The organism is Pseudomonas viridiflava (genome assembly GCF_900184295.1).
GTDB classification, from domain to species: domain Bacteria; phylum Pseudomonadota; class Gammaproteobacteria; order Pseudomonadales; family Pseudomonadaceae; genus Aquipseudomonas; species Aquipseudomonas viridiflava.
Map to the genome: position 1 here is coordinate 5,178,704 of NZ_LT855380.1, position 20,410 is coordinate 5,199,113.

21 protein-coding genes are annotated in these 20,410 nt (G+C 59.3%); 9 read left to right on the top strand and 12 right to left on the bottom strand.

Annotated elements, in window-relative coordinates; translation table 11 throughout:
* Positions 1-67: 67 nt before the first annotated feature.
* Complete coding sequence (locus CFBP1590_RS23275) at positions 68-1,171, top strand: RHS repeat-associated core domain-containing protein (protein WP_122414954.1); 1,104 nt, start codon at positions 68-70, stop codon at positions 1,169-1,171.
* A gap of 77 nt (positions 1,172-1,248) precedes the next feature.
* On the opposite strand, the gene CFBP1590_RS23280 is transcribed toward CFBP1590_RS23275, so the two are convergent.
* Genes CFBP1590_RS23280 through CFBP1590_RS23295 form a run of 4 tightly spaced genes read right to left on the bottom strand, consistent with a single transcriptional unit; the run spans position 1,249 to position 4,703 of the window.
* Positions 1,249-2,418, bottom strand: a complete 1,170-nt coding sequence (locus CFBP1590_RS23280; RefSeq protein ID WP_029244396.1) for an osmoprotectant ABC transporter ATP-binding protein OsmV — start codon at positions 2,416-2,418, stop codon at positions 1,249-1,251.
* Complete coding sequence (locus CFBP1590_RS23285) at positions 2,415-3,068, bottom strand: ABC transporter permease (protein WP_025994175.1); 654 nt, start codon at positions 3,066-3,068, stop codon at positions 2,415-2,417. Before CFBP1590_RS23285 ends, CFBP1590_RS23280 begins: the two co-directional genes overlap by 4 nt.
* Before the next feature lie 13 nt (positions 3,069-3,081).
* Positions 3,082-3,975: a glycine betaine ABC transporter substrate-binding protein gene (locus CFBP1590_RS23290; protein WP_029244397.1), complete on the bottom strand. Its 894-nt coding sequence runs from the start codon at positions 3,973-3,975 to the stop codon at positions 3,082-3,084.
* Positions 3,976-3,989: 14 nt separating this feature from the next.
* Entirely contained in the window at positions 3,990-4,703 is a 714-nt protein-coding gene (locus tag CFBP1590_RS23295) for an ABC transporter permease (RefSeq protein WP_058431864.1), read from the bottom strand.
* 344 nt (positions 4,704-5,047) lie between these two features.
* Here CFBP1590_RS23295 and CFBP1590_RS23305 point away from each other — a divergent pair, with 344 nt between their 5' ends.
* Positions 5,048-6,631 carry a peptide chain release factor 3 gene (locus CFBP1590_RS23305; RefSeq protein ID WP_024695419.1) on the top strand — a complete coding sequence of 528 codons (1,584 nt, stop codon included), beginning with the start codon at positions 5,048-5,050 and terminating at the stop codon, positions 6,629-6,631.
* A gap of 207 nt (positions 6,632-6,838) precedes the next feature.
* On the opposite strand, the gene rhlE1 is transcribed toward CFBP1590_RS23305, so the two are convergent.
* Both rhlE1 and yedA read right to left on the bottom strand, forming a co-directional pair.
* On the bottom strand, positions 6,839-8,167 hold the full coding sequence (rhlE1, locus tag CFBP1590_RS23310; protein WP_004887899.1) for an RNA helicase RhlE1: 1,329 nt from the start codon (positions 8,165-8,167) through the stop codon (positions 6,839-6,841).
* A gap of 62 nt (positions 8,168-8,229) precedes the next feature.
* Positions 8,230-9,144 carry a drug/metabolite exporter YedA gene (gene yedA, locus CFBP1590_RS23315; RefSeq protein WP_069144961.1) on the bottom strand — a complete coding sequence of 305 codons (915 nt, stop codon included), beginning with the start codon at positions 9,142-9,144 and terminating at the stop codon, positions 8,230-8,232.
* 166 nt (positions 9,145-9,310) lie between these two features.
* On the opposite strand from yedA, the gene CFBP1590_RS23320 reads away from it, so the two are divergent.
* Entirely contained in the window at positions 9,311-9,817 is a 507-nt protein-coding gene (locus CFBP1590_RS23320) for an Lrp/AsnC family transcriptional regulator (RefSeq protein ID WP_088236017.1), read from the top strand.
* Here CFBP1590_RS23320 and CFBP1590_RS23325 read toward each other — a convergent pair.
* The 3 genes from CFBP1590_RS23325 to CFBP1590_RS23335 all read right to left on the bottom strand — a co-directional run bounded on the left by CFBP1590_RS23325 (position 9,795) and on the right by CFBP1590_RS23335 (position 12,101).
* Positions 9,795-10,406: a 3'-5' exonuclease gene (locus CFBP1590_RS23325; protein WP_025994169.1), complete on the bottom strand. Its 612-nt coding sequence runs from the start codon at positions 10,404-10,406 to the stop codon at positions 9,795-9,797. The two genes, CFBP1590_RS23320 and CFBP1590_RS23325, sit on opposite strands and share 23 nt — an antisense overlap.
* A 39-nt stretch (positions 10,407-10,445) precedes the next feature.
* Positions 10,446-10,922 carry an NYN domain-containing protein gene (locus CFBP1590_RS23330; protein WP_004887906.1) on the bottom strand — a complete coding sequence of 159 codons (477 nt, stop codon included), beginning with the start codon at positions 10,920-10,922 and terminating at the stop codon, positions 10,446-10,448.
* Between the two features lie 483 nt (positions 10,923-11,405).
* Positions 11,406-12,101, bottom strand: coding sequence for a DUF2076 domain-containing protein (locus CFBP1590_RS23335; protein ID WP_088236018.1), 696 nt, complete (start codon positions 12,099-12,101; stop codon positions 11,406-11,408).
* A 195-nt stretch (positions 12,102-12,296) separates the two neighbouring features.
* Between CFBP1590_RS23335 and CFBP1590_RS23340 the strand changes: the two genes are divergently transcribed.
* The 4 genes from CFBP1590_RS23340 to CFBP1590_RS23355 all read left to right on the top strand — a co-directional run bounded on the left by CFBP1590_RS23340 (position 12,297) and on the right by CFBP1590_RS23355 (position 15,704).
* Entirely contained in the window at positions 12,297-12,959 is a 663-nt protein-coding gene (locus tag CFBP1590_RS23340) for a YciC family protein (protein WP_004884988.1), read from the top strand.
* Positions 12,960-13,005: 46 nt separating this feature from the next.
* Positions 13,006-14,097, top strand: coding sequence for an endonuclease/exonuclease/phosphatase family protein (locus tag CFBP1590_RS23345; protein WP_058431867.1), 1,092 nt, complete (start codon positions 13,006-13,008; stop codon positions 14,095-14,097).
* 150 nt (positions 14,098-14,247) lie between these two features.
* Positions 14,248-15,189, top strand: a complete 942-nt coding sequence (locus tag CFBP1590_RS23350) for a DUF6508 domain-containing protein (protein ID WP_167383104.1) — start codon at positions 14,248-14,250, stop codon at positions 15,187-15,189.
* An 83-nt stretch (positions 15,190-15,272) separates the two neighbouring features.
* Positions 15,273-15,704, top strand: a complete 432-nt coding sequence (locus CFBP1590_RS23355) for a DUF2628 domain-containing protein (protein WP_058431869.1) — start codon at positions 15,273-15,275, stop codon at positions 15,702-15,704.
* Positions 15,705-15,820: 116 nt separating this feature from the next.
* Here CFBP1590_RS23355 and CFBP1590_RS23360 read toward each other — a convergent pair whose 3' ends face one another.
* Positions 15,821-16,273, bottom strand: coding sequence for a hypothetical protein (locus CFBP1590_RS23360; protein ID WP_058431870.1), 453 nt, complete (start codon positions 16,271-16,273; stop codon positions 15,821-15,823).
* Positions 16,274-16,463: 190 nt separating this feature from the next.
* Between CFBP1590_RS23360 and CFBP1590_RS23365 the strand changes: the two genes are divergently transcribed.
* A complete protein-coding gene (locus CFBP1590_RS23365; RefSeq protein ID WP_088236020.1) occupies positions 16,464-16,922 on the top strand; it encodes a GNAT family N-acetyltransferase in 459 nt (152 codons plus the stop codon).
* Between the two features lie 53 nt (positions 16,923-16,975).
* On the opposite strand, the gene CFBP1590_RS23370 is transcribed toward CFBP1590_RS23365, so the two are convergent.
* Complete coding sequence (locus CFBP1590_RS23370; protein ID WP_004885007.1) at positions 16,976-17,137, bottom strand: DUF2986 domain-containing protein; 162 nt, start codon at positions 17,135-17,137, stop codon at positions 16,976-16,978.
* Positions 17,138-17,388: 251 nt separating this feature from the next.
* Here CFBP1590_RS23370 and CFBP1590_RS23375 point away from each other — a divergent pair, with 251 nt between their 5' ends.
* Positions 17,389-17,637, top strand: coding sequence for a CsbD family protein (locus CFBP1590_RS23375; RefSeq protein ID WP_004885010.1), 249 nt, complete (start codon positions 17,389-17,391; stop codon positions 17,635-17,637).
* A gap of 122 nt (positions 17,638-17,759) precedes the next feature.
* On the opposite strand, the gene hrpB is transcribed toward CFBP1590_RS23375, so the two are convergent.
* A complete protein-coding gene (hrpB, locus tag CFBP1590_RS23380; RefSeq protein ID WP_088236021.1) occupies positions 17,760-20,294 on the bottom strand; it encodes an ATP-dependent helicase HrpB in 2,535 nt (844 codons plus the stop codon).
* Positions 20,295-20,410: the final 116 nt, after the last annotated feature.

Genomic DNA, 20,410 nt, shown 5'->3' on the forward strand with positions numbered 1-20,410 from the left:
GTAGGCAGACGCATTTGAAAACGCAACGCTATTGCTCAGACCCAGACATGCTCAGGAGCAAGCGGCGATGAAAGATTGCACTGGACTCTTATATCGCTATCGCTACGATCCGCTGGATCGCTTGGCCAGCAGTGGGCTCTCGACACAGACCCGTATTCAACGGTTCTATCAGAACGACCGCCTGACGACCGAACTTCAGGGCAATGTGCAGCGTTCGATCCTGCAATACGAGCAACAGTTGCTGGCTGAGCAGCGTCATGATAATGGCCACCTGGAAATGTACGCGCTCGCCACCAACGTACAACGCTCGGTACTGGCCGCGCAGGGTAAGTCCCATCAAGACAACGCCGTTTATACGCCTTACGGCCATCCTGCTTTACGGGAAAGCCCTTTTTCCATCCTCGGTTTCAGCGGAGAAAGGCCTGACCCGGCGACCGGACACTATGCTCTGGGCAACGGTCGGCGGGTGTTCAATCCGGTATTGATGCGTTTTCATAGCCCTGACTCACTAAGCCCTTTCGCAGAGGGCGGGCTTAATGCTTATGCCTATTGCAGTGGCGACCCTGTGAACCGGTCAGACCCAAATGGACGGTCTTGGCAATTCCTGGCAACGGCACTGGACCGACTTTCAACATCATCGGCAGCCCCCTTGACCTTGGGAACAGTACCCAAAAAAATAACAAACTTTCGTTCAATAGCGATCGGCGTACACACTTTCGAAGACATCTACAAAAGAAATCCTCGTCTAAACATAATGGCTCATGGCCGCGTAGCACCTGCGCCGCTTTATCAGGGCGGTAAAAGCTTTTCTTACATGGAATCGAACGCAAAACCGTTGGATCCAGACAGTCTGCTGGCTTTACTTCATAAGCATGATGTCAGCCCTGACAAGTATGAAAACATCAGGTTGCTATCGTGTGAATTAGCGGATGGCGAGTTGAGCTTTGCTGCAAAACTGTCGAATCTCACAGGCAAACCTGTGAAAGGTTTTTCGGGGATGGTCAGTGCCTTTGAGCACCCTCGGAGGAAAAACTTGCCTATCGGTTCAATTGACGAGTCCGTTAAAAAAATTGTGATCCATAAAAAACGTGGCTTGATGGGCAACATCTCCAGGCCGTCGTACACCCCTAGAAAATTCGTGCCCACTGAAAACATCAGACAGGGTTCATGAATCTCCCCGTCGACTGCGGCGTCAATCAATGCGTCCAGAAGTAAAAGCCCTGCGCATTGAGCGCAGGGCTTTCAGCATCAACCTTGTACTTCAGCCGCTGCAATTTCAGCCGGCGACACAATACTCGTCTTCATGCCACGCGAACGACCCGAACTCAGGTAAGCCGCGATCGACTCCTGAGTCACTTCACCCAGGAACACGTTCTCGGCATCCAGCACCGGCAGCCACGAGCGGTTGAACTCGTACATGCGCGACAGCAGGATACGCAAGTGCTCGTCGTACGCGGCCGTGCCGTTGAATTCGCGCAGGAACTGGGCGCAGGTGCCCTGCTGACGGTGCAGGTCGCGACGGCGGACGTAGCCCATTGCCTTGTTTTCGCTGTCGGTGACGACGATGTAGCGACGGTCGTTTTCGTCCATCACTTCCAGCGCATCGGCCACCGGGGTTTCCGGGCTGACCGATGGCGCGTTGTCGGCAGCGTCTTCGGCCTTGACCAGCAGCAGGCGCTTCAGGGTGCTGTCCTGGCCGACGAAGCTGCTGACAAACTCGTCTGCAGGGTGCGCCAGCAAGGTGTCCGGGTGATCGATCTGCAGCAGCTTGCCGCCACGGAAGATCGCGATCTTGTCGCCCAGTTTGATCGCTTCGTCGATGTCGTGGCTGACCATGATCACGGTCTTGTTCAGCGCGCGCTGCATCTCGAAGAATTCGTTCTGGATCATCTCGCGGTTGATCGGGTCGACTGCGCCAAACGGTTCGTCCATCAGCAACAACGGCGCATCGGCCGCCAGTGCACGGATCACACCGATACGCTGCTGTTGGCCGCCGGACAGTTCACGCGGGTAGCGATGCAGGTACTGCTTGGGTTCCAGCTTGATCATGCTCATCAATTCGCGGGCACGATCATGGCAGCGCTGCTTGTCCCAGCCCAACAGCTTGGGCACGACCACGATGTTTTCTTCGATGGTCATGTTCGGGAACAGGCCGATCTGCTGGATCACGTAACCGATGTTGCGACGCAGGGTCACTTCGTCCAGGTCCGTGGTGTCTTCACCGTTGATCAACACCTTGCCGGAAGTCGGCATGATCAGGCGGTTGATCATTTTCAGCGTGGTGCTCTTGCCGCAACCCGACGGGCCGAGGAAGACGCAGATCTCGCCTTCGTTGACGGTGAGGCTGACCGAGTCGACAGCCTTCACTTCTTTGCCGTTGCTCTGGAAAGTCTTGGAGAGGTTCTGGAGTTCGATCATTTGAGGAGTCCTTTTGGAGTCAGCGTGCGTTGCAGCCATTGCAGGAGCAGGTCGGCGATGATGGCCAGAATGCTGACCAGTACCGCGCCGACGATCAGCATCGACATATCGCTGCGGCTGATTGAAGCGAGAATGAGTACACCCAGACCACCGGCGCCGATGGTCGCGGCGATGGTCATGACACCGATATTCATCACCACGGCGGTGCGTACACCGGCGAGGATGACGGGCACGGCAATCGGCAGCTCGACCATGCGCAGGCGCTGGCCGAAGGTCATGCCGATGCCCTTGGCGGCTTCGCGAATACCCGGTTCAACACCCGTCAGGGCCAGGTAGGTATTGCGCATGATCGGCAACAGGGAATAGAGGAACACGGCAGTAATGGCCGGCATCGGGCCAAGACCCTGACCGAACTTGGAGTAGAACGGCAGCAGCAGGCCGAACAGGGCAATCGACGGCACGGTCAGCAGCACGGTGGCGCTGGCCTGCAGCGGACCTGCCAGCACCGGGAAGCGCGTCATCAGTACGCCCAGTGGCACACCGATAAGGATGGCCAGGGTCACCGCAATGCCGACCAGCGTGATGTGCTGCCAGGTCAGTTGCAGGACCTGAGCCCAGTCCAGATGGGAGAAGGCGCTCAAGAAACTCATATCGTCTCCTTCCTTAATTCAGGGGATGCTGACGCAGGAAATCTGCGGCAACCGAGGATGGGCTTTCATGGCCGACATCGACGCGGGCGTTGAGGTCGATCATGGTCTGGTTGTCCAGAAGCTCAGCCAGCGGCTTGAGCAGCGTGGCGATCTCCGGATGCGCATCCAGATACTCCTGACGAATCACCGGTGCAGCGGTGTAGTCCGGGAAATAGCGCTTGTCGTCTTCCAGCACCTTGAGTTTGAACGCGTTCAGGCGGCCGTCGGTGGTGTAGACCAGACCGGCAAACACCTGACCATTACGCAGCGCGGTGTAGACCAGACCCGCGTCCATCTGCCGGGTGTTTTCACGACCGAGATTCATGTCGTAATGCTTGACCATCCCCACCAGACCGTCGGAACGGTTGGCGAACTCGGTGTCCAGCGCTACGACATGACCCTCTTTGGCTTCATCCTTGAGCACCTTGGTCAGGTCGCTCATGGTGTTGACCTGTGGATACTTGTCCGCAACCTTCTGCGGCAGTGCCAGTGCGTAGGTGTTGTTGAACTTCGACGGCGAAAGCCAGACCAGGCCTTTCTTCGCATCGACTTCCTTCACGCGGGCGTAGGTCTGCTCGCTGTCGAGTTTCTCGTCGATGTGGTTATAGGCCACCAGCGAGACGCCGGTGTATTCCCACAACAGGTCTAACTGGCCGCTTTCCTGAGCGCTGCGCGCCAGGTTGCTGCCCAGACCACCAGTGATCTGCACGTTGTAGTTCTTGGTACGCAGGTATTGCGCCGTCAGTTCGGCCAGCAGCGTCTGCTCGGTGAATACGCGTGCGCCAACGCGCAGCAGCGGTTGCTCAGCCGCCTGGGACAGTGCCGGGAACAGCAGGGCAAAGCCTAAAAACAAACATAACTTCTTCATGGTATTTCCTTCGCTCAGCGAGTCAGGCCGCGTTCAAGCCACAGGCGGCTGGCAATGATCACCAGACCGTCGAGCAGCAGCGCCAGCAGAGCGGTACAGGCAGCGCCCAGCACCAGTTGCGGCTGATTGTTCAGGGCGATGCCCGGGAAGATCAGGCTGCCCAGGCTGTTGGCGCCGATAAGAAAGGCCAGCGGCGCAGTACCGACGTTGATCGCCAGCGCAACCCGCACACCACCGATGATGATCGGCACGGCATTGGGCAATTCGACACGCCACAGCACCTGACGTGGCGTCATGCCGATGCCGACGGCGGCTTCCTTGAGTGAGCCCTGCACGTTCTTCAAACCTTCGTAGGTGTTGCGCACAATGGGCAACAGCGAGGCGAGGAACAGCGCGAAGATGGCGGGTCCGCTGCCGATCCCGAGAATCCCGAGGGCAATGGCCAGAACGGCGAGAGGTGGGACGGTGTTGCCAATGTTGAAGATCTGCATGAAGCGTTCGGCGCGGCCAACCATACTGGGTCGGCTGAGGGCAATGCCTGCCGGAATACCGACCACCAGGGCCGCGAGCATCGAAAACAGAACCAGCAGCAGGTGAGCCTGAAGATAGAACAGCAGGTCATCCTGGTATTGCGTGATGGTACTAATGCCGATCCAGTGGATCAGCAGGGCCAGGAGCGCGATAACAACCGCGCCTCCCAATAGCCCCTTGCCATAGCGATTTGCCACGGGCGGACTCCTTATTTCAGTCGGCGAACGCGTTTGCCTGGGCGACCGTGCGGGGCGCCAGCAATAACGTTCGCGAAGAGCAGCGGGTGGGTCGCCATAGAGGGTGTGACCTCGGCGATAACACAAGCCATGAGCGCAGCTTCGTCAAGCCAACATGCTGATGAATCAGCCCCTGAAGTTGGCCTCGGTACTGGCCTTGACGGGGGAATGGACGTCTCCACGACCCGAAAGGTTCCCACATGAGACATTAACTGGCCATCCCCGATTGACTGAACGGCTCGGTTATTGCCCGGAGTTGAGCTATAATCTGCGCCCTTTTTCAATCCCATTCCAGGCGATTTCCCATGACCCAACAGGCCGCCGAAGTCGCGAAACGCCGCACTTTCGCCATTATTTCCCACCCGGACGCCGGTAAAACCACCATCACGGAAAAGCTGCTGCTGATGGGCAAGGCCATTTCCGTCGCCGGTACGGTCAAATCGCGTAAATCCGACCGTCACGCCACATCCGACTGGATGGAAATGGAGAAACAGCGCGGCATCTCCATCACCACGTCCGTCATGCAGTTCCCGTATCGCGATCACATGATCAACCTGCTGGACACCCCGGGCCACGAAGACTTCTCGGAAGACACCTACCGCACCCTGACGGCGGTCGACTCGGCCCTGATGGTTCTGGACGGTGGTAAAGGTGTCGAGCCACGCACCATCGCCCTGATGGACGTCTGCCGTCTGCGCGACACGCCGATTGTCAGCTTCATCAACAAGCTGGACCGCGACATCCGCGACCCGATCGAACTGCTGGACGAGATCGAAGCCGTCCTCAAGATCAAGGCGGCGCCTATCACCTGGCCGATCGGTTGCTACCGTGACTTCAAGGGCGTCTATCACCTGGCCGATGACTACATCATCGTCTACACCGCCGGTCACGGGCATGAGCGCACCGAAACCAAGATCATCCAGAACCTGGACTCCGACGAAGCCCGCGCCCACCTGGGTGACGAGTACGACCGCTTCGTTGAGCAACTGGAGCTGGTGCAGGGCGCCTGCCACGAATTCAACCAGCAGGAGTTCATCGACGGTCAACTGACGCCGGTGTTCTTCGGGACCGCACTGGGCAACTTCGGTGTCGATCACGTGCTCGACGCCGTGGTCAATTGGGCGCCCATGCCGCTGGCCCGCGTCGCCAACGAGCGCACCGTGGAGCCGGAAGAAGAGAAATTCAGCGGCTTCGTGTTCAAGATCCAGGCGAACATGGACCCCAAGCACCGCGACCGTATCGCGTTCATGCGTATCTGTTCGGGCCGTTACGACAAGGGCATGAAAATGCGCCATGTGCGTCTGGGCAAGGACGTGCGGATCGGTGATGCCCTGACCTTCTTCTCCTCGGAACGCGAGCAGCTGGAAGAGGCCTACGCCGGCGATATCATCGGCCTGCACAACCACGGCACCATCCAGATCGGCGACACCTTCACCGAAGGCGAAGGTTTGGGTTTCACGGGTATTCCACACTTCGCACCCGAGCTGTTCCGTCGCGTGCGTCTGAAGGATCCGCTCAAGTCCAAGCAGTTGCGTCAGGGTCTGCAGCAATTGGCCGAAGAAGGCGCCACGCAGGTGTTCTTCCCGCAGCGCAGCAACGACATCATTCTCGGCGCCGTTGGTGTGCTGCAGTTTGACGTGGTCGCCAGCCGCCTGAAGGAAGAGTACAAGGTCGAATGCGCCTACGAGCCGATCACCGTGTGGTCCGCCCGCTGGATCGAATGCGCCGACAAGAAGAAGCTCGAAGAGTTTGAAAACAAGGCCGTGGAAAACCTGGCGCTGGACGGTGGTGGTCACCTCACCTACCTGGCCCCTACCCGCGTGAATCTGGCGCTGATGGAAGAGCGCTGGCCCGACGTGAAATTCCGCGCCACTCGCGAGCATCATTGATCGACTGAAGTGCCTGGACGCTCCGCATCGCATTCAAGTGCGGACGCGGAGCGTCCTGGGCGGCGTTACCAGAGCGTGGGAACGATCATCAAGCCTACCTGGACACTGATCGTGCCCGTGCTCCGCGTGGGCATGCAGCCCGTGACGCTCTGCGTCACATTCCAGAGCGGACGCGGCGCGTGGTAACGATCAATCATCAATGGCGGTTCAAGGCTTCTTCTTGCGCGGCCCGGTGTTGAAAACCGGGACCTTGCGCACAGGTTTGACTGCCGGTGCCGGCTCGGAATCGCCGCTGTCGACCCACTTGCCCAGATTACGCTTGCTGCCCGATACCTTGGGCTTTTTCGGCTTCTTGGGTTTCTTGAGGATCTGTCCGCTGGCATCGGTGCTCGGCACGCGGTGCTCTGGCTCGAAATCCTGCTCTTCACGACGCTCCAGGGTCTGACGGGTCAGCACTTCGATGGCCGACAGCAGCTCGACTTCATCGGCGCACACCAGCGAAATCGCCTCGCCGGTCAGGCCCGCACGGCCAGTACGACCGATACGGTGGATGTAATCCTCGGCCACAATCGGCAGGTCGAGGTTGACCACGGTCGGCAGGTCGTCAATGTCCAGCCCGCGCGCCGCCACATCGGTCGCCACCAGAATCTTCACTTCATTGCTCTTGAAACGGTCCAGCGCACGCTGACGGGTTGCCTGAGGCTTGTCGCCATGAATGCCGTCTGCGTTCAGACCCAGCGCCTGCAGGCGGTCCACCAGTTGATCGACGCCTACACGGGTCTTGGCGAACACCAGCACCTGACCCCAGCGATGCTTTTTCATCAGATGGATGAACAGGTCGGCCTTGCGCTTTTTATCCACCGTCACGACCCACTGCTTGACCGATGCCGCCGCCACGTTGCGCGGGCTGACTTCGATGGTCAACGGGTCGTCCAGCATCTGCGAGGCCAGCAGGCGGATCGGATCGGAGAACGTCGCGGAAAACAGCAAGGTCTGGCGACGCTTCGGCAGTGCGGCGTAGATCCCACGCAGTTCTTCGGCAAAGCCCAGGTCCAGCATGCGGTCGGCTTCGTCGAGGATCAGGGTCTGCAATTGCGAGAACTTGACTGCGTTCTGGCGATGCAGGTCGAGCAGGCGACCGGGCGTGGCGACCAGCACGTCAACGCCTTTGCGCAGTTTCATCATCTGCGGGTTGATGCTAACCCCGCCATAGACCGCGTAAGTGCTCAACGGCAGGTGCTCGGCATATTGACGAATGCTTTCGTGAACCTGTTCCGCCAATTCGCGGGTCGGTGCCAGCACCAGCGCACGAATGGTGTTGGGGGCAACTTTCGGCCCTTCCATCGTCAGACGCTGCAACAGCGGCAGCGCGAAACCTGCAGTCTTGCCGGTGCCGGTCTGGGCGGCCGCCATCAGGTCACGGCCAGCCAGAACCGGAGGAATCGCCTGTGCCTGCACAGGGGTCGGAGTCTGGTAGCCAAGCGCATCAAGGGCGCGCAGCAAGGGTTCGATCAGGCCGAGAGAGGCGAATGTCATGGGAATACCGTAGGAAAAATTCAGCGCAAGGCGCGCAGTTTACCCTGTCCGGCCCGCCTCGGTTAGCTTGTAGGCGCTGATACGGTTTCCTGAGGTCGCGGCTTGCGCCATTGCGGCAGGCCGATCAGCACCACGCCGCTGATGATCACCACCATCGCCAGGCACTCGGGCAGACCGATCGTTTCGCCCGCGAACACGACACCCAGCAACACCGCTACCGCAGGGTTGACGTAGGCATAACTGGTTGCCGCCGCCGGACGCACGTTCTTGAGCAGGTACATGTAGGCACTGAACGCGACGATAGAGCCGAACACCACCAGGTACAGCAGCGCGCCCCAACCCGCCGCCGTCGGCATGTGCTCCAGCCGTTCGCCACTCAAAAAGCTGCCGATCAGCAACGTCGCGCCCGCAACCAGCATTTCCGCACCACTGGCCATAGGCCCTTTGGGCAAGGTCAGGTGCTTGCTCAGCACCGAACCGAATGCCCAGGCCGCTGCAGCGAAAATAACCAGCGCGGCGCCATAAGGGCTGGCTTGCAGGTTCGAGCCCATATTCAGCAGACCTATGCCGATCAGGCCCAGAATGATGCCGGCCCATTCCAGGTTGGTGGTGCGATTGCCCCAGAACAGGCCGAACAGCAGGGTAAACAGCGGCATGGTCGCGACTGACAACGCGGCGATCCCCGAAGCCACACCGGCATGCTCGGCCAGCGTTACCCCGCCGTTTCCGCAGGTCAGCAACAGAAAGCCGATCACCGCCGCGCCTTTCCACTCGGCCCAGGTCGGTGCCGGCACGCCGCGAAAGCGCAGAAATCCATACATCAGGGACCCGGCAATCAGAAACCGGATACCGGCCATCATCAACGGCGGCCAGGACTCGACGCCGATCCGAATGACCAGATAGGTGGAGCCCCAGATCAGGTACAGGGCCAGAAAGGCACCGATGAGCAACGGCGAAAAACGAACGGACTGCGGCATGTTCAGGCTCGAAAATCATTGTTATGGTGAGCTTATTGTATGAAGGCAAACCGTGAATATTAAGCAGACAAACCTTTTTAACCGCCCGCCAAACTTACGATTCGACGCTTGTTTGGCGGTTTTACCTTGGTTTTCAAAAACAGCACGAACGCCACCGGAGACTGCAATGATCCTGGACAAATACGATCGGATTCTGCTCGACGCGCTGCTGCAAAACGGCCGCGCCTCGTTCGCTCAACTGGCGAAGCTGGTCAACCTTTCGGCACCCGCCGTTGCCGAGCGTGTCGCCAAGCTGGAAGCCAGCGGGGTCATCACCGGGTATGAGGCGAAAGTCGATCTGTCGAAGGTGGGCTTGCCGATTCAATGCATCATCGAACTGCGCATGGGCAGTCATGGCAATCAGCAGGCATATGACGATCTGTGGAAAATACCGGAGTTGATCCAGTGCCACCGGGTGACCGGCGACCCCTGCGTGATCATGCGCGCTGCCGTGGATTCGATGCCCCATCTGGAAGACCTGATCAACCGCATCGCGCAGTTCGGCTTCAGCAAGACATCGATTGTACTGTCGACAGCCGTGGAGCGAAGCCTGCCGTCAGGCCATCTGGTGCCTCAGGGCAGACAGGAAAGCACCAAGGAGCGAAAACCGCTCAAAGCCCGCGCTGACGCTTGATGGCTTCACCGATCTTCGCCGCCGGGACTTTCTGCAATGAGCACAGCAACTGGTGGGAAACACCCGCCAGGCCGTGTTTCTGACGCAGCTCGTTGGTCAGGTAAGCCGTCAGGTTGGCAGCCATCTCGGCATCGGCCATGGCCCGGTGAGCCTTGCCGGTGTTGGGCAGGCGTGCGTACTGTGTCAGCGTGCCGAGCTTGTGATTGGGCGCACCCGGCATCAGACGTCGGGCGAGCAGCATCGAACAGGCAAAACTCTGTTCACGCGTGCGCTCGATACGCGACAGCTCGTAGTCCCAGAACTTCTGGTCGAACGAGGCGTTGTGCGCCACCAGTGGCGTCGAACCGACGAAATCGCACACATCGCCCATCACCCGCTCGGCACTGGGCGCGGTGCGAATCATGTTGTTGCTGATACCGGTCAGCCCTTCGATGAACGCGGGGATGCGCACACCGGCATTCATCAGGCTCTGGTAGCGATCAACGATACGCCCCTGTTCCATGATGACCACGGCAATCTCGGTCGCACGGCAACTGTGGCCAGGCGAGATCCCGGTGGTTTCAAAGTCGATGACTGCAATACGTTCCAACACGTTGGTCCAACCCTTGAATTCATTTCAACAACAATTTCATTTCAACAACAACGCGCCTTCGATAGGCACGTAACGACTGGCAGCGCGGATCAGCGAATTGGCAGTCAGCCCAGGCACACCATAGGCCACCGCTTCTACGCCATGCTTACTGATGATGCGTTCGAGCAGCATGTCGAAATCGCCATCACCCGACGCCAGCACCACTTCATCGACCTGCGGCGCGAAGTCCATGATATCGATGGTAATGCCCACATCCCAGTCCCCTTTCGCTGAACCGTCGCTGCGCTGGATGTACGGCTTGAGCCGCACAGTGAAGCCCAGATTGCGAAGGATCTGCTGGAACTGCTGCTGCTTGCTGTCGCCCCGGTCAATGGCATACGCAAAGGCATGGACAATCTCGCCACGCTTGCTGATGTCCGCCCACAAGGCGGCGTAATTGAAATGACAGCCATGCGCCTGGCGCACGGTGTAATAGAGGTTCTGCACATCGGCGAACACCGCGATCTTCTTCACCGCAATTCCTCATGACGCAGGCTGGCCCCTGCGGTTACAGCGATCCGGAACGTGGATCGGCGTCCAGTATGCCAGCTTGAGCCGGGAATTGAGGGATCGATTGGTCAGCCTGCCCACTCAGAGTATGGGCACGATCAGACACACAGTGATCGTTCCCACGCTCTGCGCTCATCGTTATACACAAGTCCTCTTGAAGGAATACGATGATGATCGTTCCAACGCTCTGCGTGGGAATGCCTCCCAGGACGCTCCGCGTCCGCTCTCGAATGTGGCGCAGATGTGTGCCACATTCGAGGGCGTTATCCACGTCATGCGCTCGGCTCACCGAATCCCCAGTCTGTGCCATTTGTGACGCGGAGCGTCACGGGAGGCATGCCCACGCGGAGCGATGGGCACGATCAGTGTCGAGGCGGACTTGTGTATAACGATGAGCGCGGAGCATGGGCACGATCAAATTATCTCGCTCAGGCGAACCAGCCGCCCTCAAACAAACGAATCATCGTCGTCCGAGAACATCCCGCCATCGTCGTTATAGTTGTCGTCAGCCGTGTATTGCGGGTCCGGCTGATTCCAGTTGCCTTGATCATTGTTGGAAAACTGATCCTGAACGGGCGCGTCGTGGATGACTTCGACGATTTCCTGCGGCTGAGTGTGATGGCTGAACAGGCTGCTGATGCCTTCGGCCAGCATCACACCACCTGCCACACCGGCCGCTGTTTTCAGGGCTCCACCCAGAAAACCACTGCCGACGGGAGCAGCAGGCGCCGCACCATAGCCAGCCTGCGGCGCGGGCGCCGGATTGAAACCTGCCCCGTCACGCCAGCCACCGCCCGACGCAGCCGGTGGCGACTGCGGCGCTCGCGGTGTGCTGCTGCCGAATATGTTCGACAGAAACCCGCCGCTGGCAGGCGCCGAAGAGGTTTGACTCTTCGCCTGCTGAAGTTCGGCCTGCAATTGCTGGATCTGCTCGTCACGCTGCTTAATCTGCTGATTCAGCTGATTGACGGCCGCTTCCTGCACCAGAATCGCCTGCGTCATGTAATAAGGCGCAGCGGGCTGGCGGTTCAAGTGCTCCTTGATCAGCGTCTCGGCCCCCGTGTCTCGCGGGGCGGACGTTGTTTCGGCAGTTTTCAGTTTCGAGAAAAGACCGTCGATCAGGGTTTGCTCTTCTTGGTTCATGGCGACCTCGCGGATTGCCGTTATCAATCATCCTCCGGCGGAATGCCGGTATCTGAATCAGTAATGGGGCTGCTCGGCAGCGGTTCAACAATATGAAAAAAAAGATAAGGAAGCCTTGCCGCGACTGCCGCTGCGCTTGGATCGACACAGGCCATGGGCTAAAGTGACGGCCTGCTTTTTTGCCTGCGATCTACTATGAACCCGTTGACCGTCATCCAGGATTCGCTCTACTTCTTCCGGCGCAATCTGGGCAGCATCCTGATGCTCTGCCTGCCCTTGGTGGTGCTCGAAGCGCTGGCCAAGCAAGCCCTGGGCAGTGCCATGTCCGCCGAGGCGTCACCTGCCTACAGCCTGGTCATCGGGCTGTTTTTCTATCCGCTCTACACCGCCGCCCTGATTCTGTTTCTTGACGCCCGCACCCGTGGCGAGGAACCGGCAACTCGCGACCTGCTGGCCATGGCATTACGCCTGTGGCCGACCTTTGCCGTGCTCTCGGCCATGAGCACGCTGCTGATCATGTTCGGCCTGTCGCTGCTGGTCGTGCCGGGCATCTGGGTGATGATCAAGCTGGCCTTCAGCGAATACCTGCTGGTGCTGCGCAGGCTGACCCCTTTCATGGCCATGCGTGAAAGCATGTTGATGACCACCGGGCATTTCACACGCATCATGGTCTGCGTACTGTGCGTCTATATCCCGTTGTGGCTGCTCGAAGGCGTGGGGCTTTACCTGATGCCCGAACCGCAAAGTGCACCGGTGTCGCTGCTCATCGACAGCATCAGCAGCTTTCTGAACCTGTTCACCAGCATCGTGATGTTCCGGCTGTTCATGTTGATCAGCGAGCCGGAGCACACCGCCTGAGACGAACGCGAACCTCACCGAGCGCAAGGCGCTCCAGGTCGAGCCGATGAAACGCTTCCTGCTACGCCTGACACTGTTTGGCCTGTTGCTGGCTGCCCTCCTGCTGATCCTCGTTCAGCAGATGACCTGGCGCCCGGCCGCACGTGATTCGGCACAGACCAGCTGCAATCCCGAAGTGGCAGCAAAGCCGCTGGTGCCTGGGCAGGCGCTGAAGGTCATGACCTGGAACATTCAGTACCTGGCCGGCAAGCGCTACGTCTTCTGGTACGACATGGCCGACGGCAGCGGCCCGGACGAACGCCCGACGCCCGAAGACCTCGCATACAACCTCGACGAAGTGGCGCGCGTCATCCGCGATGAACAGCCCGATATCGTCCTGCTGCAGGAAGTGAACGACAACGCCAAGAACACCGACTATCAGGATCAACTGGCCCTGCTTCAGGAGCGCGTGGTCGATCTCTATCCGTGCAGTTCTCAAGCCTTCTACTGGCGCGCCGAGTTTGTGCCAAGCCCGCATATCTGGGGCGGCGTCGGGACCAAGCTGGCGACCTTGAGCCGTTTCCAGATCGACCGTGCCGAACGCGTGCAACTGCCGATACCGGATGCCAATTTCATCAGCCGCCAGTTCCAGCCGAAAAACGCACTGCTGGTCAGCTATATTCCGCTGCGCGACGGTGGCCACCTCGCCGTCATCAATACTCACCTGACCGCCGCCCGAACCAGCAGCGACACCGCACAAAGACAGATCGCCGCCACACGCGACCTGCTGGACAAATTCGAGGGCGCTGGCACGCCGTGGCTGATCGGTGGCGACTTCAACCTGCTACCGCTGGGCCAGTACCGACGCCTGCCGGAACCGTTACGCACTGGCTACTCAGCCGACAGCGAACTGCATGGACTTTGGGACAGATACCCGATGATCCCGACCAATGCCGAAGCCAGCGGAATCGATCGCAACAAATGGCTGACCTATTTCCCCAACGATCCACGCGTGAGCGGGCCGGATCGAACCGTCGATTACCTGTTTTACAGCCCAAGCGTGAAACGGGTCAGTGCCAGGGTACGTCGTGACGACACGCTGCTGATCTCCGACCACCTGCCAGTGATCGGTCGCTTTTTGTTGCCGATGGTGCCTTGAAGGCCGAAGATTCGGCCGCGACTGCTTGCCTCCCAAGGTGTAGTTTGTACAAGGAAGTATCGGCTTATGGTCCTTGGCGGAAGGTAAAAAGTGCTCGCATAACTTGACCCGGCATGAAGAGTCTTGCCGGGAAACCATGGATGTTTTCCAGTGATGAAACTTCTGCATCGATTGAAGTCCTGGCTCGGCCAAAAAGCGGTGATTCAACAGCCAGATATTCGCCCCGAATCTGATGAAAAAACATCACGCCTTCAGGAACAAAAACCGCTGCTGGTTTCTCCACCAATCTGCCCGCCCCTGACCGACAGGGACGCGCCGTTACTTGCGCGTTATCACGCCTACATCGCCGGGGTAGAACACGCGGACAAAGCCGAACCGCTGGAGCAAAGCGAGTCGCAGCGTGAAGAAGGACGCATGCTGGCAAACGCGTTGTACTCAAGAGCACTGGATCTCGCCACCTCCAGGGCGGGCGAACACTCGCCTGACATCTACTGGCTCATGCAGTCTGCAGCCATTGCATCGTTATTCGCCGACGGCATTGACTCCGAAGCATTCCTGAAATACCAGAAGGACGTTCACCACTATAAGGATCAGCGGCTGACCGAAGGTCAGGTCTGGGCATTTGATCTTTATGTCTCGCACCGTTTCCCCGTTAAACCTGCGCCGCTTCTGATGCATCCTTCGGTCGAAACACGCCTGCCCAGCGAACCGATTCCAGGTCCCGAAGACATCGACGAGTTGCTGTCTTACCTGCCCAGGCTCTATCCGAACGGCATTGCAATCGAGACACACATCTACAAAGAGGGTCAGTACTGGCCCACTTACTTCGACGTTGTGCACGACTTTTTCAAAGCGGTGGCCAAGGACTGCTGGTGCGACACCCACTATCCCAACCATCGCCCTTACGACAAGCTTGAGAGCCCCGAGTACATTGCACAGGCAAACCTGGCCGATATTCAGACCTTCCTGACTTATTGCTCCCGTGGTGAACGTTTCTGTGATGGACATCACGGCCAGATGATCAAAGGGGGTTACGTACTGCGTGTATTGAATCGATTATCCGTATTGCGCGTGAATGATGTGAATCCCTGAAATCGACCTCATGGCAGAGTTACGGAAAAAGCCGTCTGAATCGTTACATCAAAAAAATACATCCAGGACCAAGGAGCTCAGGCATGAACACCACAGACCACGTACAACCAAAACGAAAATACAGCGCCAAATGGCAGGAACGCTTCGACTTCTTCGACGCACATGGCGCGCCGAAGGATCCGAGCTTCAACATCGCCTTCAAGGCCCTTCCGGGTTTTGGAAAGAAAATGTTGATGCAGATGAACTTCATCGCCTTTTTCTTCGGACCGATCTACCTCTTTGTACTCGGCCTGTGGAAGAAAAATCTCGTCCTGCTGGGCATCCTGATCGGGATCAATATTGTACTGAACGTTTTGCTGGCCATTTTCGGACTGGAACTTTCCCAGGCGATGGGCACCGGCATGAATGTCGCAGGTTCGCTGATGTATGCGATGACGACCAACTATGCCTACTACCTGAAAGAGATCAAAGGTGAGCAGGGCTGGAATCCGTTCAAAGGGTTTCGCATGATCTGATCGACAGCCCTGACTGCAGAAAGCCCGCACACCTCAATGGATGTGCGGGCTTTTTTCGTTTTGAATGATCGACCCCAATCAACCTTGACTCATATTGCCCAGTACAGAATGCAGATTCAATCGGCTCGGGCACGGTCATGGCGATACAGCCAGAACAGAGGCGGCAAGAGAGCCAGCAGCGCGGCCCCATCCAGCCAGACGTGCGACCAGACATCAGCCCGCAAGGAAATCGCGATGTCCTGAGGTGCCCAGAGCAACAGGCCGGCCATCAGCCAACCCCAGGGCAGGTGACTTTTCAGACGATTGCCAAGGTGCACGAGCGCCAGCATGTACAGCGAATAGGTCTGCAACGTCGCGCCGAACAGCGCCGCCCACCAGGTCTGCTGCGCCCGCGCCGCAGCAGGCGCCGCCCCGGTCCAGAATGCCTGCTCAAGTGTGAGCAGATAGCCGTCGAGCCACCCGGCAAAACCCGCCCATGTGAACACAATGGAACCCAGTACATGCGCCAGCGCGGCAGCGTATAACCAGGTCACGAGCATGCGTCGAAGCGGCCAGGCAGGGAGCGGCATCACAGATCCTTACATCCTTGGGAGGTGGCGAGTGTAGCGACATTCGCGGGTGCTTAATACGCAGCGCACAACGTTCGACATGAGGAACGGAAGTCGACGGCAGCAGGACATGAGCAGCGAAGCTGTAAACGTTTGAGGAAGCGCATGACGGCAGGCTACGCTGTGATGACCAAAGTACGAGGCTATCGATATGCGGTGTCAGATTCGCCCCGCTACAGTCGAGGACGCGGCAGCGATTAGCGGTTTAGTGATCGCGGCTCTGCGCAGTTCAAACTCACAGGATTACCCGCCTGAGGTTATCGCAGAGGTCGAGCAGAGCTTTGCGCCTGAAGCCGTCAGCGCAATGCTCGACAAGCGCAAGGTATTCGTCGCGGTGTACGACGAACAGATCATCGGTACTGCAAGCCTCGACGGTCATGTCGTCAGAAGCGTTTTTGTCGATCCTGCCTGCCAGGGTCGCGGTGTCGGTCGGCAGTTGATGAACGTTATTCATGCTAAAGCCGCCAGCGCTGGAACTCAGGCTTTGCGCGTGCCCTCATCGATTACCGCAGAGGCGTTCTACACCACGCTGGGCTATCAAAAAATCCGCGACGAATTTCATGGCGCTGAACGCACGATCATCATGGAGAAACGACTCGAGGATCAATGAGTGTCTGCCCACTGATCGAACCCGGTTAATCCGATACGTTCAAGGCTTATGGCTCAGCTCTCGGAAGAAACGACAGACTCCTGCCCGGCTTCAGCCGCAAGCTTCGCCCGGTCTGCCTTACTGACGTAGGTAGACTTCTTGCGCGGTGCCAGTTTGGCGCTGGCTTTCTTGGCGTTGGCTTTCAAGAGTTGATTGATTTTTTTGCGACGATTCATGGCGACTGGCTCGGCTTGGACGGTATGGATGATATCAGCTTGAATGACGCACTACGTCGCCCCTCGGTTCGATCCGCCAGAAACTGCGCCCGAATTCCCGGAAACGCTTACGACTTCAGCCGACATCACCCCACGCTCACAACCATTGAACTAATCATCAGCCCCGCTCACCTAACGTTGTGCAGATAGCTTCTGGCCACCCGCTCAGTCTGATTCTGAGCTTCCATTTACACACGAAGGTTTGATGAATCATGAAGAGTGAACAGGTAGAAGGTGTTGCAGAAAAACTCGTCGGCAAGGCGCAAGGCGCGGTCGGGAGATTCCTGGGTGATTCGAAGCTGGAAGCCGAAGGTGCTGGCCGCCAGACCTCCGGTCAACTGACCAAGACTTACGGCGATGCGCTGGACACAGTGTCTGCGTTCGTCAAAGAGAAGCCGGTCGCAGCCTTTGCAATTGGTGCGGTAGCGGCAGTGTTGCTCAGCCGCATCCTGCGTCGCTGATGCAGCAAGAGGGAGTGTCCGCCAGGGCATTCCCTTTTTTGTTATTCCTCCCCTGCTACTCCTGATGGTTACGCCACGCGTCGACGTCAGCGCGTCTCAGGCGATCATCACAGCCCGCAAACCTACGTCCTCCTCGGTTTGACCCGCGCCGTAGCTTCCGCCACCAGCGGATCATCCGGCCAGTAATGCTTCGGATACCTGCCCTTCAAATCCTTTTTCACCTCTGCATACGTACTGCGCCAGAAGTTGGCCAAGTCCTGCGTGACCTGCACCGGACGGCGGGCGGGTGACAGCAGGTGCAGCTTGACGACCTGTCTGCCGTTGGCGATGCGCGGGGTGTCGGCCAGGCCGAACAGTTCCTGCAGGCGCACGGCGAGGATGGGCGGGTGTTCGCTGTAGTCCAGGCGCACTGATGAGCCGGAGGGCACGCTGAGATGATGGGGCGCGAGTTCATCGAGGCGCTGCGGCAGCGGCCAGGGCAGCAGGTTGCGCAGGATCGAGGACAGGTCCAGGTTGCCGAAATGGCTGAGCCGCGTGACTTTGCCCAGATACGGCTGCAGCCAGCTTTCCAGTGTGTCGAGCAGGCTGGCGTCGCACACGTCCGGCCATTCACTGGAAGGCTGTTTTTCCAGATCCAGTTGGCGCAACAAAGCGACCCGCGCCTGCCACTGACGCAGCTCCGGCGTCCACGGCAACAACTCCAGCCCCTTGCGCCGGACCAGCGCGAGCAAGGCGCGACTGCGTGTGGCTTCGTCCAGCCCGGTGAGGGGCTCACGGCTGAGGATCAATTCGCCCACCTTGCGCTGGCGTTCGGCGCGGAACACACCTTCGCGCTCGTCCCAGTCGATCTGGTCGAGCAACGTGACCTGCTCTGCCAGCACGGAATCGAACAGCGCCGGGTCGAACTCGGCAGCCAGATAGATCCGTTCTTCACGCTGCCCCTGACGACTGCCCAGATCCGCCACGACGATCCATGCCTGCTTCATCAAGGCATCGGCTTCAGCAAACAACGCTGCGCGACCATTGGCCAGACGATACTCCGCGCCACCCGGTCTACGCTGCTGGGCGACACGGTCCGGGTACGCCAGCGCCAGTAATGCGCCGAGCCAGCGCGGGTGATCGGGATCAATGACCGGACTTTCAGCCTTGCCGCGCAGGTAGCCACGGTACTGACGCGCCAGCTGTTTGGCCCGTTGCACGCCACCCTGTGCGCCACGTGCTGCGCGCTCGGTGCCCGTCAGCAAGGTCAGGCGGCTATGCAGATCGGCCCCGGCGCCACGCAGAATATCCCGCTCGCCCAGCAGCGCCGCGACATCACTCGCCAGATCGCCAAGCCCCAGCGCATGGCCGCGCAGAAGCAAATGGGCGATGCGTGGATGAGCAGGCAACTCGGCCATCGCCTGGCCGTGGGGCGTCAGGCTGCGCGGTTGCTCTGGCTGACTGCTTAGCGCTTCCAGACGTACCAGCAGGTCTTGCGCCTGTGCATAAGCGGCCGCGGGCGGCACATCCAGCCAGACCAACTGAGCTGGCGTCACCCCCCAGCGCGCCAGTTGCAGCGCCAGTCCGGCCAGATCCGCCTGCAGAATTTCCGCCGTGCCGTAAGCAGCCAACTGATCGTGCTGCGCTTCTGACCACAGGCGATAACACACGCCCGGCTCCAGACGCCCTGCTCGTCCGGCGCGTTGCGTGGCGCTGGCGCGGGAGATGCGCTGGGTTTCAAGACGCGTCATGCCGCTGCCCGGATCGAATCGCGGCACACGCGCCAAACCGGCATCGATCACCACCCGGACGCCGTCGATGGTCAGGCTGGTCTCGGCGATGTTGGTCGCCAGCACCACCTTGCGCGTGCCCTTGGGCGCAGGCTCGATAGCCGCACGCTGGGCGCTCAGGTCCAGTTCACCGTGCAAGGGACACAGCAGAATATCGTCGCGCTCGCCCAGCGCATCGGCCAGTTGCTGATTGACCCGACGAATCTCGGCCTGGCCCGGCAGAAACACCAGCAGGCTGCCGGACTCGCTACCCAGCGCATCGAGTACGGTCTGCACCACGCGTGGCTCGACAAACTCACCGGGCTGAAAAGGACGCCCCCACTGCATCGTCACCGGAAACATACGCCCGTCGCTGCGCACGACCGGCGCATCGTCCAGCAACGCCGCCAGCCGCTCGCCCTCCAGCGTTGCCGACATCAGCAGAATCTTCAGCGGCTGATCGTCGCGAAACAGCTCACGGCCGTTAAGACTCAGGGCCAGTGCCAGATCGGCATCCAGACTGCGCTCGTGAAACTCATCGAAGATCAGCAACCCGACACCTTCCAGCGCCGGATCGTCCTGCAGACGTCGGGTCAAAATACCTTCGGTGACCACTTCGATGCGGGTTTTGGGGCCGATCTTGCTTTCCAGCCGGATGCGATAGCCCACGGTCTCGCCCACCTTCTCCCCCAGCTCGCTCGCCAGACGCTCGGCGGCGGCACGCGCAGCCAGACGCCTCGGTTCCAGCATCAGGATCGTCTGCCCGGCCAGCCAGGTTTCCTCCAGCAGCGCGAGCGGCACACGCGTGGTCTTGCCCGCACCCGGCGGCGCTTCGAGCACAGCCTCGTGACGGGTGGACAACGCCTCACGCAAGGCGGGTAAGACGGCATCGATAGGCAGGGAAATCATGGCAGCTCCAGAACAGGCGGCTGATTATACGGGTGTGGGGGGCGCTTCACATGATGATCGAGTACGTGGGCCAGCCCCATCCAGGAACAGGAAGTGCGACATACGTGCGAATGAAT